The sequence below is a fragment of the Streptomyces sp. NPDC050619 genome (genome assembly GCF_040654815.1).
Taxonomy (GTDB): domain Bacteria; phylum Actinomycetota; class Actinomycetes; order Streptomycetales; family Streptomycetaceae; genus Streptomyces.
The window spans coordinates 23,112-35,146 of the sequence record NZ_JBFAIR010000030.1; the positions used below are offsets into that span (position 1 = coordinate 23,112).

Sequence of the window (12,035 nt, forward strand, 5' to 3'; positions counted from 1 at the left end):
CCGGGCGGAACATCCGATGAACGTCCTAGGTCTGGACCGGCGCGAACCCTTGCGTCCCGGCATGGCAGGCTTGGGGCATGGCCGCGCAGATCAATCCCAGCATTCTGTCCGCCGACTTCGCTCGTCTCGCGGACGAGGCGAAGGCGGTGGCGGGAGCCGACTGGCTCCACGTCGACGTCATGGACAACCATTTCGTCCCGAACCTCACGCTCGGTGTGCCGGTCGTAGAGTCTCTGGCCCGTGCGACGGACACCCCGCTGGACTGCCATCTGATGATCGAGGCCCCCGATCGGTGGGCGCCCCAGTACGTCGAAGCGGGGGCCGGTTCCGTCACCTTCCATGTCGAGGCGGCCGCCGCTCCCGTCCGGCTCGCCCGGGAGATCCGGGCCAAGGGCGCCCGCGCCGCGATGGCGCTGAAGCCCGCGACGCCCATCGAGCCGTACGAGGATCTGCTCCCCGAACTCGACATGTTGCTGATCATGACGGTCGAGCCGGGCTTCGGGGGTCAGGCGTTTCTCGACATCATGCTCCCGAAGATTCGCCGCACCCGCGAGTTGATCAAAAAGCACGGCCTCGAACTCTGGCTCCAGGTCGACGGCGGTGTCTCGGCCTCCACCATCGAGCGCTGCGCGGACGCGGGCGCCGATGTCTTCGTCGCCGGATCGGCCGTGTACGGGGCATCCGACCCGGCCGAAGCGGTACGTGCACTACGCACCCAGGCGGAGGCGACGACCGGCAAGGCATCCTGGGCGTGCGACCACTGAGCCACGGGAACGTGAACGACTCCCATCAGGGCTGATCAAGAGCGCCGGATCTGCGAGGATGAACGGCGAATCAAAAGTGTGAACAGCAGTGAGGAGATCGCCGTGTCGGGTATGTCGGCGGGCCGGTCAGCCATGCGGATGGGACCCGCTGAGCTGGTGCAGGCGGCGGCCATGGCCCGCCGCTTCTACCTCGAGGGCAAGTCCAAGATCCAGATCGCCGAGGAGTTCGGCGTCAGCCGCTTCAAGGTGGCCCGGGTCCTGGAAACCGCCCTCGAACGGGATCTCGTACGCATCGAGATCCGAGTGCCGGCCGAACTGGACGCCGAGCGCTCCGACGCGCTCCGCGCCCGGTACGGCCTCAGGCACGCCGTCGTGGTGGAGTCGCCGGCCGAGGCCGAGGAGACTTCCCCCGACCCCGAGAACCTGGGGGAAGTGGCCGCCGACCTGCTCGGCGAACTCGTCAACGAGGGGGACATCCTGGGCCTGGCCTGGGGCCGGTCCACCATCCACATGGCGGCCGCCCTCGACCGGCTGCCGCCGTGCACGGTGGTGCAGCTGACGGGTGTGTACGACGCCGGGACCGCCGAGCGCGGCTCGGTCGAGGCAGTCCGCCGCGCCGCCCAGGTGTCCGGCGGCGACGCCCATCCCATCTACGCCCCGATGCTGCTGCCGGACGCGGCCACCGCGACCGCGCTGCGCCACCAGACCGGGATCGCCCGGGCCTTCGAGTACTTCGACAAGGTCACGGTCGCCTGCGTCTCCATCGGCTCCTGGGAGCCGGGCATCTCGACGGTGCACGACATGCTCAGCGACGAGGAGCGGGCGCACTACGCCTCGCTCGGGGTCGCCGCCGAGATGTCCGCGCACCTCTTCGACACCGACGGCCGCCGGGTCGGGCGGGACCTCGGCGAGCGGTGCATCACCGTCAAGGCCGACCAGCTCCGCCGTATCCCCGAGGTCGTCGCCATCGCGGGCGGGCAGCGCAAGGGGGCCGCGATCGACGCGGTGCTGCGGTCCGGGCTCGTCACCAGCCTCGTCACCGACACCGCGGCGGCGGACTACCTGATGGCGGCGGGGCCGACGCCGAAGCCGGCGCTCAACCGGACCGACCCGGACGGGATCTGACGGCAGGTCATAAGGGGGCGGCCGTGGCGGGATGGCGCGGTTCGTCCCCCGGGTGGTGGTCCGCCTTTTCGCCGTGGTGACGGGCCGCGCGTCGTCACCGGGCGGGGCGGCGAGATCCCCTACACCGACGATCACTACGACTCGTTCAGGGCGGTACTGAGATGACGGAACGCGTGGTCACGCTGGACCTCGACGGGGTCACGGACAAGGCGGGCCTGATGGACCGTTGTGCCCGCGCCCTGGAGCTGCCCGACTGGTTCGGCCGCAACTGGGACGCGCTGGCCGACAGCCTCCGCGACCACACCGTCTGGCCCGAGGGCGCCGTCGAGCAGGGGCTGCTGATCGTCGTACGGAACTGGCGGCCGTACGAGAAGGCGCGGCCGGACGAGTGGGACGTGGCGCGTGAGGTGTTCGCCGAGGCGGCCGGGCGCGAGTCGCGGCTCACCGTGGCGTTGGCGTTGGGCTGAACCCCGCGTCGCAGTCGGCTGATGGGTTATCAACTCCGCTCTGTGGATAGGCTCGTGCCGGATCGAGCAAGGCTGCGAGGCGAAACGGGGTTGGGCGACGCATGGTGTACCAGATTCCGCCGGAGCCGGCGCACTTCGTCGACCGTGACGAGGAACAGGCGCGGGTTCTGCGGGCCGTGGCCCAGGCACAGGAATCGCAGGAGCGGCGGTCCGGCGCACGCCCGCTGTGCTTCGCGCTGAGCGGATACGGCGGCACGGGCAAGTCGGAGCTGGCCTTCCGGCTGGCCCGCGGTGTCGCGGAGCGGTACCCGGACGGCGTGCTCTACGTCGACCTCGACGACGTGCGCCGCGCCGACGGCGGGGTGGACATCGCCGATGTCCTGGGCGATCTGCTGCGGGCCCTGGGGTCGGACTGGATCGCCCCCGTCTTCAAGGAACGGGTGCGCCAGTACTGGTCGTTGACGCACGGCAAGCGGCTCGTCCTCGTCATCGACAACGCCCGCTTCGGCACCGAGGTCGAGCCGCTCCTGCCCACCTCGGGCGCGAGCCTGGCGATCGTCACCAGCCACGGACCGCTCTACGACCTCCAGGCCGGCGCCGCCGTGGAACTGCCCCTGGATCCACTGGGGGAGGCGCACGCACGGGAGCTGCTGGAGCGCGTGACACGCGACGGCGACGAGCGCCTCGCGGCCGAACCGGACCAGACCCGCCGCCTGCTGCGACTGTGCGCCGGCCTGCCCGCCGCGCTGCACGTGGCCGGCCGCCTGCTGCGCCGCCATCCGCAGCGACCGCTGCCCCGCCTGCTGGGGTCTTTGACCGCGGAACTGCACGAGAAGGGAATCCCGACGGTGGAACGAGTGTGGGACGCGGCCTACGGCGGTCTGAGCGGTGAGGCGGCCCGGCTCTACCGGCTGCTCGCCGACTTCCCCGGCCCGTCCTTCACCCCGGCCGCCGCTGCCGCACTCCTCGGCGGTGACGCCGAGGACGCGTTGGACGAGCTGCGCGAGGCGGGGCTCCTGGACCACCGGAGCGGGGAGGACGGCCGCGCGCGCCTTCCCGAGCTGCTGCGTGCTCACGCCCGGCGGCGGGCCGAGGCCGACGGCGACGAGAACGAGCGGGACGCGGCGCGGCGGCGGATCGTGCGCTGGTATCTGCGCCAGGCGCAGCGCGCCGACCTGCTGGCGGCGGGCCGTCGGCTCACGCTCGCCGCAGTTGTGCCGCCGGTGCCCGGCACGCTGGACGTGCTGTTCGAGCGGCCCGGCGACGAGCCGGGGCCGGAGAAACGGCGGGCCTACCAGTGGCTGGAGGCCGAGCGGCACGCGCTGTTCGCCTGTGTCCGCATCGCCCACGCGGCGGGCGCCGAGGGCACGTGGGGCACGGAGGAGGCCTGGGCGCTGTGCGAGCCCCTGTGGACGCACTTCCTGGATCATCCGCACTACGCCGACCACATCGAGGCCTTCCGGACCGGCGTGGCCGCGGCGCAGCGCGCCGGTCACATCCGGGCCGTCGTCCGCATGCGCTGCCAGCTCGCCCGGCCGCTGTGGGAACAAGGGGAGTTGGAGGCGGCCGACCGGGAACTCGGCCAGGCGCTGCGTGCGGTGGAGGCCGCCCTCGGGGATTCCGCGGACGAGCGCAAACTCGCCGCGTCCGCCATGGAGTTCCGCGGGATGCTGCGCGCGGCGCAGGGCGACTGGGCGGCGGCCGCGGCCGAGTTCGAGGCCTCGCGCGCCGTGCACGCCGGGATCGGCAACGCGTACGGCGTCACGCTCCAGACGTACCGTCTGGGCGAAGCCCTCGCTCACCTCGGCGAGTTGGAGCGCGCGGCGGAGTTGCTGACCGGGGCGCGGGAGGAGTTCGCGGCGGACGGGCGGATCCGCCTCGTCGCGCGTGCGGAGTTCGCCCTCGGCGGTGTCCTGGCGCGACTCGGCCGGGCGGACGAGGCACGTGAGCGGTATCTGGCCGCACTGGCCGGAGCGCGGGGACGTGGCGGTGCCCGCGACGAGATCCGGGTCCTGGACGCGCTGGCCGAACTGGCCGCGGGGGAGGGCCGGGAGGCGGAGGCCGAGGAGCATCGGGCGGCGGCTCGGTCGGTCCGGGAGCGGTGCGGGCTGGAGTGACCCGACCGGGTTTCACAGCGGCAGTGCCGCCTCGTCCGGGGACGCGGGAGACAGCCGTACGGCGAACGTGCGCGGGCCGATCGCGCAGGTGAGGGACGTGGGCGCGGGGCCGGTCCGTTCGGCGACGAGCGCGGCGTGCACGGCGGAGAGCACCGGTGCCGGATCGGCGTACGCCAGCCCGTCCGCCTCCCGGCACGGTCCGATGCGGACCGACAGCAGGGGGCCCGAGCGCGGCCGGACCAGGCAGTAGGTGTCCGAGACGATGAGCGCGGCGGTGCGCCTGCCTCCGGGGTGGTCCGCCAGGACCCGGACGGTCCAGTCGGCCGCCGTTCGTATCACCCGGCCGCCGTACGCGTCGGCTTGGCCGGTCCCGCCGGTCCCGCGGCTTCTGCGGTAGAGGAGGGCGGCGCCCTGCGTGTGGCGCACGCTCGCGGTGCCGACCTCGGCCGCGAGGTGATGGACGGGGGCGGGCGGCTCGAAGTGGGCGGGATGACGCGTCACGTGGAGGACACCCGCGGCGCCGTGCCGGATGCGGACCGCGAACGCGTACGGGGTGACGGGCGCCGGTGCCGGGTCGGGGAGCAGGCGGGGGAGGGCCGGGACCGGGGGCGGCTCGACGCCGATGAGTGCGTACAGCTTCGCGCGCAGCCGCTCCAGGACCTGCCCGTGCTCGGCGAACACGGTGTCGGTGAGGGTGCGGACGCCGCCGGGGCGGTGGGCGCGGATCGCGGTCGCTATGCCGCCGGGGTCGTCGAGGACTTCGGGGGTGCGGGGATCGACGGCGGTGAAACGTGGGACGCGGCTCAGCAGGTCGGCCATCGGGCTGTCCGGGAGCAGCTCGGTGCCGCCGTCATAGGCGGCGAGCACGGGGCGGTCGAGGGCGGCCGGGTACAGGGCCGCCGAGCCGTGGTCGGTGATCACGGCGTCCGCGGCGATCATGACGGCGGCCCACTCCTCGTACGCCTCGGGGAGGACGAGGCCGGCGTGGCGGGCCGGGGCGAGGTGCTGTTCGAGCTGGAACTCGCCCAGTCTGACCCGCTCGTTGGGGTGCAGGACGAAGGCGAGTTGGTACTCGTCGTGCGGCAGGACGGCGGCCAGGTCGGCGGGCAGGGAGGGGCGGCGCGCCAGCAGGGACTCCTCGCCCCAGGTGGACGCGATCACGACCAGGGTGCGGGTGCCGGTGCGCAGGGCGGCCCGGTAGCGGTCCCGTCGGTCGGCGGAATCGAGGAAGCGTTCCAGGAGGGGGTCGCCCACGACCGCACAGCGGGCTGCCGCCTGCGGGCTGACCGCGGCCAGGCGGGCGACCTGGCTGGGGTGGGCGAGCGCGTAGAGGTCGGCGAGGAAGGTGCTGTCGGGGAGCAGGAGGTGGGCCGGGTCGAGTCCGGAGGGGGAGTACTCCGTGCCCTCGTGGCGGATGGACTTGCTGAAGCCGGCGCCGTGGGGGAGCAGCGCGCGAGGGCCGTGCAAGGCCTGGAGGTCGCCCTTGGGGCTGGCGGCCAGGATCAGTGCGAAGCGGCGGCGGGTGGCGTGTGCCCAGGGGAGGGACTGTGCGCCGGCCCGTTCTATCGCGGTGAGGGCGTCGGCGGAGAAGTCCGAGCCGGGGACGAGGGTGAAGAGGCGGTCGAAGCGGGGGTCACCCTCGAAGACCGGGAGGGTGTCCAGCAGCCGATGGAGTGCGTTCTGCGAGCGCGCGGCGAAGAGAATCGCCCGTCGCCCGTCGCCCGTCGCCCGTCGCCCGTCGCCCGTCGCCCGTCGCCCGTCGCCCGTCGCCCGTCGCCCGTCGCCCGTCGCCCAAGTGTCTCTCCAGTCTATCTGCCGGGTGTCCGCGGGTCTGGGCGTTTGCGCAGATCGGCGCCTGTTCGCCGGGACCGTCCGGTGCGGCGAGGCGATGGTACCCGCGGGGCGGTCGGCGCCGATGGGTGTCCCCTTCGGCGGCTCTTCGGTGGCCGCTTGATAGGCGCTTGGCCGGGACATGCAGAATGCGCTGCATGAACGAGTGGCTCAGTGTGCTGTCAGCGGCGCTCATCGGCGCCGGTTCCGCTCTCGCCGGAAGTCTGATCACGGGGCGTTCGACCCGAGAGGCCGGAGAACGGCAGGCCGCTGCCGCCGAGCAGACCATGCGCCTGACGCTCGACGAGCAGCGCGCCGCCCGCATCCACGCCCAGCGCCGCGAGGCGTACGTCGGTTTCCTCCAGGCGGTGAACGCCGTCCTCGTCACCCGTAGGACGGGGGAGGCGCAGCCGAGCGACCTCCCCGACCTCGAACGGGCCTACAGCGTCGTACTCCTGGAGGGCCCCGCGGGTCCCGCCGACGCGGCGCGGTCCCTGATGGCGTTGCTGCCCAGGCATCCGTCCCTCGGTGAACTCGACGCGGCACTGGGGGAGTTCATCGAGGCGGCGCGCACCGCGTCGGAGCGTGGGTCGGCTGCGTAGCGGCCGGGCGCCGACCCCGAGCGAACGCGAAGATCATGTACCGGACAGCCCCTAGGATGGCCAACCGCAGCGCTTGTACGCGTGCAGAGTTGCGTTCACCGCAGGGAGAATGCCCATGGGCACCAAAGAGGCCGCACGTACACCGTCCGACAGCGGGGTCTTGGAAGGCCAGTCGGCCGGGCCCATGGTGCCGCGCTTGGCGCTGGGCGCGCGGCTGCGCGGACTGCGGGAGGAGCGGCACATCTCCCGTGAGGCCGCGGGGCGTGTGATCCGGGCCTCCCGGTCCAAGATCAGCCGGATGGAGGGTGGTCGCCACGGGTTCAAACTGCGTGACGTGGCCGATCTGCTCACTCTCTACGGAGTCACGGACGAGGCCGAACGCGCCACCTTGCTGACCCTGGCCGAACAGGCCAACACCCCCGCCTGGTGGCGGTACTACAACGACGTGGTGCCTGCCTGGATGCAGGTCTACCTCGGGGCCGAACAGGCGGCGAGTGTCATCCGCTGCTTCGAGGTCCAGCGTGTTCCCGGCTTGTTGCAGACCCCCGACTATGCGCGTGCGGCCATCCGGATCGCCCACTCGGACGCCTGTGCGGAGGAGATCGACCGGCGAGTCGCACTGCGGATGACACGCCAGCGGATCCTCCACCGGCAGCCGCCGGCGCAGCTCTGGGCCGTGATCGACGAGGCGGCGCTGCGTCGCCCGGTGGGCGGCACCGGCACGATGCGCGCCCAGCTCAGGCATCTCATCGAGATCTGCCGACTTCCGCAGGTCACTGTCCAGATCATGCCGTTCGCCGCCGGCGGCCACGCCGCGGAAGGCGGTCCGGTCACCGTCCTGCGCCTGCCCGGCGGTCAGTTGCCCGACGTGGTCTGCCTCGAACAGCTCACCACCGCCCTCTATCCCGACAAGCCGGCCGAGATCGAGTGCTACTGGGATGTCATGAACCGCCTGGTGGTCGAGGCCGAATCACCGGACGAGACGGCCACGATCCTCCATCGCATCCTTCAGGAGACCTGATCCGAGAGGGTCAGCGCTTGAGGGCGACACCGCCGTACTGATGCACCTCCGCCGGGAGGTCCCAGGCGCCGGCGTCAGGACGCCAGCGCGAGCACGAGGCCACGCCCGGTTCGAGCAGTTCCAGACCGTCGAAGTAGCGCGCGATCTGCTCAGGGCTGCGGAGGATGTACGGGATCGAGCCGCCCTCGTTGTACTGCTGGATGGCCTGGACGTAGGACTCGCTGGTGCTGGTGCTGTCGTACTGCACGAGGTAGCTGCCGGAGGGCAGGGCGTCCACCAGCTGCCGCACGATCGAGCGCGCCTCGTCGTAGTCCTCGATGTGGCCCAGGATGCCCATCAGCATGAGAGCGACGGGCTGGTCGAAGTCCAGCGTCTTGCCGGCTTCCCGCACGATCGTGCTCGGCTCGCGCAGGTCGGCGTCGACATAGTTGGTGACACCTTCCGGGGTGCTGGTGAGCAGCGCGCGGGCGTGTGCCAGCACCAAGGGGTCGTTGTCGACGTAGACGATCCGGCATTCAGGGACCACCCGCTGGGCGATCTGATGGGTGTTGTCCACATTGGGCAGCCCCGTGCCTATGTCCAGGAACTGCCGGATACCCTCCTCGGCGGCCAGATGACGAACGGCGCGGGCGAGGAAGTACCGGGCGGCACGGGCTCCGGTCTCGATGCCGGGGAAGATCTCGCGGAACGCGTCACCGGCCACGCGGTCGACTTCGTAGTTGTCCTTTCCCCCCAACCAGTAGTTCCAGATCCGAGCCGACTGCGGCACGGAGGTATCGATCTTGGCGAGCGCCTCCTGCTCGGAGTTCTCTGCCTCATCAGTCATGGACGCTCCTGCGCGTGCGTAAGTGGGGAAACCACGAAACCGTCGAACACCAGTCGTGGACGTCCACGTTATTCCCCACGGCTCGACTCAGGTGAATCATTGGCCCAACCTGCCTTGTCCGGCTGTCCGTTGACCTGTTGGCAAGACCGCCGCGCCCAGCGCACGACCAGCCCCGGGCTCGCAGGCCCTACGAGCGCTCGGGTAACGTTTTGTCGTAAGGCAGGTTCCTGCCCGGCACGGGAGCCCCCGCCACCTCCTTGTACCTCCTTGGAGGATTACCTGATCGCGGGGGTGTATCGCTGTGTCTTCGTGGGAGTGACCTGCGACATCTCGCGTGAAAATGTGGGTCTATGCGTTTCCTCGAGGCCAGCACCGGTCGCCACGTAGAAAATTCTCCGGTTCCCTACGACCTGACGTACGACGACGTGTTCATGGTCCCGAACCGCAGCGCGGTCGGCTCCCGGCAGGGCGTGGACCTCGGCTCCCCGGACGGCTCGGGCACCACCATCCCGCTGGTCGTCGCCAACATGACCGCCATCGCGGGGCGCCGCATGGCGGAGACCGTGGCCCGGCGCGGCGGGCTCGTGGTCATTCCGCAGGACATCCCGATCGACGTCGTCAGCGAGGTCGTCACCTGGGTGAAGGGCCGCCACCACGTCCTGGACACCCCGATCGTGCTGGCCCCGCACCAGACCGTCGCCGACGCGCTGTCCCTGCTGCCGAAGCGCGCGCACAACGCCGGTGTGGTCGTCGACGAGGAGCAGCGGCCGGTCGGTGTCGTCACCGACCGGGACCTGACCGGCGTGGACCGCTTCACCCAGCTCGAAGTGGTCATGTCCAAGGACCTGGTGCTGCTCGACGCGGACATCGACCCGCGCGAGGCCTTCAACCGGCTGGACCACGCCAACCGCCGCTACGCCCCCGCCGTCGACGAGGACGGCCGCCTCGCGGGCATCCTCACCCGCAAGGGCGCCCTGCGCGCCACGCTCTACACCCCGGCCACCGACGCGAACGGCAGGCTGCGCATCGCCGCCGCCGTCGGCATCAACGGCGACGCCGTGGTCAGGGCCAAGCAGCTGCTGGACGCGGGCGTCGACACGATCGTCATCGACACGGCACACGGCCACCAGGAGTCGATGCTCAGCACGATCAAGCTGGTGCGCGGCCTCGACCCGCGGGTCCCGATCGTCGCGGGCAACGTCGTCGCCGCGGAAGGTGTCAGGGACCTCATCGAGGCCGGTGCCGACATCGTCAAGGTAGGCGTCGGACCGGGCGCCATGTGCACCACCCGCATGATGACCGGCGTGGGCCGGCCGCAGTTCTCCGCCGTCATGGAGTGCGCGGCCGAGGCGAAGAAGTACGGCAAGCACGTGTGGGCCGACGGCGGTGTCCGGCACCCGCGCGATGTGGCCATGGCGCTGGCCGCGGGCGCGTCCAACGTGATGATCGGGTCCTGGTTCGCGGGCACCTACGAGTCCCCTGGCGACCTCCAGCAGGACGCGAGCGGGCGCCTGTACAAGGAGTCCTTCGGCATGGCGTCCGCGCGGGCCGTGGCCAACCGTACGTCGGACGAGTCGGCGTACGACCGGGCCCGCAAGGCGCTGTTCGAGGAGGGCATCTCCACCTCCCGGATGTTCCTCGACCCGGCCCGCCCGGGCGTGGAGGACCTGATCGACTCGATCATCGCGGGCGTCCGCTCCGCCTGCACCTACGCGGGTGCCGGCTCCATGGAGGAGTTCGCCGAGAAGGCCGTCGTCGGCATCCAGAGCGCGGCCGGCTACGCGGAGGGCAAGCCGCTGCACGCCAGCTGGAACTGAGTCGACTCGCGCGGCTTGTGCGCCGTCGGGCTCGTGTTCTACTTCGGGTACGGCCGTCGCCGCTCCCGATTCGCACCACCAGAAGCGAAGTGAACCACCCGCAGTGCTGAATGATCTCGACGAACGCATCGTGCACGCCCTCGCCGAGGACGCCCGCCGTTCCTACGCGGACATCGGGCAGTTGGTCGGTCTGTCCGCGCCCGCCGTGAAACGGCGCGTGGACCGGCTGCGCGCCACCGGAGCCATCACCGGCTTCACCGTCAGGGTGGACCCGGCGGCCCTCGGCTGGAAGACGGAGGGCTTCGTCGAGATCTACTGCCGGGGCAACACCTCGCCGCAGGCCATCCAGCGCGGCCTGGAGCGCTACCAGGAGGTCGTGGCCGCGTCGACCGTCACCGGCGCCGCGGACGCGATCGTCCAGGTCTTCGCCTCCGACATGAGGCACTTCGAACGGGTCCTGGAGCGGATCGCGGGGGAGCCGTTCGTGGAGCGGACGAAGTCCGTGCTCGTCCTGTCCCCGCTACTGCGCCGCTTCTCGTCGGGCTCGCCGACCTGAGCGGTCGCAAGGACCCCTTCAGCCGGCCGCCTTGCGGGCCAGCGCGTTGTTCCCCGTCGAGTTGTGCACGCTGAAGCTCACCGCGTCGGAGCGGTAGCGGTCGTCCGACCATTCCACCGGGCGGCCCTCAGGTGTCGTCGTCACCCGGCGCACCCGCAGCAGCGGACTCGTCCGGCGGACGCCGAGCAGTTCGGCGTCCCGGGCGCCCGCCGCGACCGCGTCGATGACGTGCTCGCCGTACGCGAAGACCAGGCCCGTGTCGTCGTACAGGCGCTGGGTGACGGACGGGCAGCCCGGCTCGATCGACTCGACCGCGGGGGAGATCCAGTCGGCGTACACGGTCCGCTCCAGCAGGACCGGCTCGCCGTCCAGGCCGCGCAGCCGCAGGACGTGCAACACCGGGGTTTCCTCGCGCAGTTGGAGGCGTACGGCGTCCTCGGCGGTCGCCGGGCGGTACTCCTGCGCCACCACCCGGCCGGTCGCCTCGCGGCCCATCGCGCGCGCCCACTGGGCGAAGCTGCGCAGCTCGGCGAAGCTCTGGCTGCGGCGGTTGGCGAGCACCACGCGGCGGGCGCCCTGGCGTGAGCCGATGAGTCCCTCGGCGGTCAGCGCCGCGACGGCCTGGCGGACCGTGCCGCGCGAGACGCCGTAGTGGGCCGCGAGGTCCGTCTCGGCGGGCAGCAGGCTGCCGACGGTGTACTCCTCGCGGTCGATCGCCCTGCGCAGTTCGTCGGCGATCTCTTCGTGTCGTGCCGCCATGCTCCCCCCTTGGAGTCAGCCGCTGTGCACAGCGTGACCAGCGTAGTCGAGATCCAACGGTGATCCGGGCAGGCCGGGATTGTGCAGGAACTCAGGGGTCAGCGTTTCGCCAGTGTTTACGAGCACGACACCAGCGGCAGACCTACTGAGG

General features: G+C 71.5%; 11 protein-coding genes. 8 read left to right on the top strand and 3 right to left on the bottom strand.

Annotation, left to right across the window (positions count from 1 at the left end):
- The first annotated feature begins 77 nt into the window (after positions 1 to 77).
- The 4 genes from rpe (at position 78) to AB0I77_RS37620 (ending at position 4,473) form a co-directional block, all read left to right on the top strand.
- Positions 78 to 764: a ribulose-phosphate 3-epimerase gene (gene rpe, locus AB0I77_RS37605; protein WP_363287284.1), complete on the top strand. Its 687-nt coding sequence runs from the start codon at positions 78 to 80 to the stop codon at positions 762 to 764.
- A gap of 78 nt (positions 765 to 842) precedes the next feature.
- Positions 843 to 1,889, top strand: a complete 1,047-nt coding sequence (locus tag AB0I77_RS37610) for a sugar-binding domain-containing protein (RefSeq protein ID WP_363287285.1) — start codon at positions 843 to 845, stop codon at positions 1,887 to 1,889.
- Positions 1,890 to 2,050: 161 nt separating this feature from the next.
- Complete coding sequence (locus tag AB0I77_RS37615; RefSeq protein ID WP_363287286.1) at positions 2,051 to 2,356, top strand: barstar family protein; 306 nt, start codon at positions 2,051 to 2,053, stop codon at positions 2,354 to 2,356.
- 101 nt (positions 2,357 to 2,457) lie between these two features.
- Positions 2,458 to 4,473 (top strand): ATP-binding protein, encoded by a 2,016-nt coding sequence (locus AB0I77_RS37620; RefSeq protein WP_363287287.1) that lies wholly within the window; start codon positions 2,458 to 2,460, stop codon positions 4,471 to 4,473.
- Positions 4,474 to 4,485: 12 nt separating this feature from the next.
- Here AB0I77_RS37620 and AB0I77_RS37625 read toward each other — a convergent pair whose 3' ends face one another.
- Positions 4,486 to 6,447, bottom strand: coding sequence for a translation initiation factor 2 (locus AB0I77_RS37625; RefSeq protein WP_363287288.1), 1,962 nt, complete (start codon positions 6,445 to 6,447; stop codon positions 4,486 to 4,488).
- 14 nt (positions 6,448 to 6,461) lie between these two features.
- Here AB0I77_RS37625 and AB0I77_RS37630 point away from each other — a divergent pair, with 14 nt between their 5' ends.
- The gene (locus tag AB0I77_RS37630; protein ID WP_363287289.1) at positions 6,462 to 6,905 is read left to right on the top strand and encodes a hypothetical protein; all 444 of its coding nucleotides are present in this window, start codon (positions 6,462 to 6,464) and stop codon (positions 6,903 to 6,905) included.
- Between the two features lie 115 nt (positions 6,906 to 7,020).
- On the top strand, positions 7,021 to 7,926 hold the full coding sequence (locus tag AB0I77_RS37635; RefSeq protein ID WP_363287290.1) for a helix-turn-helix transcriptional regulator: 906 nt from the start codon (positions 7,021 to 7,023) through the stop codon (positions 7,924 to 7,926).
- Positions 7,927 to 7,936: 10 nt separating this feature from the next.
- Here AB0I77_RS37635 and AB0I77_RS37640 read toward each other — a convergent pair whose 3' ends face one another.
- Complete coding sequence (locus AB0I77_RS37640; RefSeq protein WP_363287291.1) at positions 7,937 to 8,752, bottom strand: SAM-dependent methyltransferase; 816 nt, start codon at positions 8,750 to 8,752, stop codon at positions 7,937 to 7,939.
- A gap of 350 nt (positions 8,753 to 9,102) precedes the next feature.
- Between AB0I77_RS37640 and AB0I77_RS37645 the strand changes: the two genes are divergently transcribed.
- Complete coding sequence (locus AB0I77_RS37645) at positions 9,103 to 10,569, top strand: GuaB1 family IMP dehydrogenase-related protein (RefSeq protein WP_363287292.1); 1,467 nt, start codon at positions 9,103 to 9,105, stop codon at positions 10,567 to 10,569.
- A 103-nt stretch (positions 10,570 to 10,672) separates the two neighbouring features.
- The gene (locus AB0I77_RS37650; RefSeq protein WP_363287293.1) at positions 10,673 to 11,125 is read left to right on the top strand and encodes an Lrp/AsnC family transcriptional regulator; all 453 of its coding nucleotides are present in this window, start codon (positions 10,673 to 10,675) and stop codon (positions 11,123 to 11,125) included.
- Positions 11,126 to 11,143: 18 nt separating this feature from the next.
- Here AB0I77_RS37650 and AB0I77_RS37655 read toward each other — a convergent pair whose 3' ends face one another.
- Positions 11,144 to 11,884 carry a GntR family transcriptional regulator gene (locus tag AB0I77_RS37655; protein WP_363287294.1) on the bottom strand — a complete coding sequence of 247 codons (741 nt, stop codon included), beginning with the start codon at positions 11,882 to 11,884 and terminating at the stop codon, positions 11,144 to 11,146.
- Positions 11,885 to 12,035: the final 151 nt, after the last annotated feature.

Bases quoted from the DNA above. Each gene is read 5' to 3' on its own strand.
- rpe (WP_363287284.1), top strand. From the start codon at position 78: ATGGCCGCGCAGATCAATCCCAGCATTCTGTCCGCCGACTTCGCTCGT.
- AB0I77_RS37615 (WP_363287286.1), top strand. From the start codon at position 2,051: ATGACGGAACGCGTGGTCACGCTGGACCTCGACGGGGTCACGGACAAG.
- AB0I77_RS37620 (WP_363287287.1), top strand. From the start codon at position 2,458: ATGGTGTACCAGATTCCGCCGGAGCCGGCGCACTTCGTCGACCGTGAC.
- AB0I77_RS37625 (WP_363287288.1), bottom strand. From the start codon at position 6,447: ATGTCCCGGCCAAGCGCCTATCAAGCGGCCACCGAAGAGCCGCCGAAG.
- AB0I77_RS37630 (WP_363287289.1), top strand. From the start codon at position 6,462: ATGAACGAGTGGCTCAGTGTGCTGTCAGCGGCGCTCATCGGCGCCGGT.
- AB0I77_RS37635 (WP_363287290.1), top strand. From the start codon at position 7,021: ATGGGCACCAAAGAGGCCGCACGTACACCGTCCGACAGCGGGGTCTTG.
- AB0I77_RS37640 (WP_363287291.1), bottom strand. From the start codon at position 8,752: ATGACTGATGAGGCAGAGAACTCCGAGCAGGAGGCGCTCGCCAAGATC.
- AB0I77_RS37645 (WP_363287292.1), top strand. From the start codon at position 9,103: ATGCGTTTCCTCGAGGCCAGCACCGGTCGCCACGTAGAAAATTCTCCG.
- AB0I77_RS37655 (WP_363287294.1), bottom strand. From the start codon at position 11,884: ATGGCGGCACGACACGAAGAGATCGCCGACGAACTGCGCAGGGCGATC.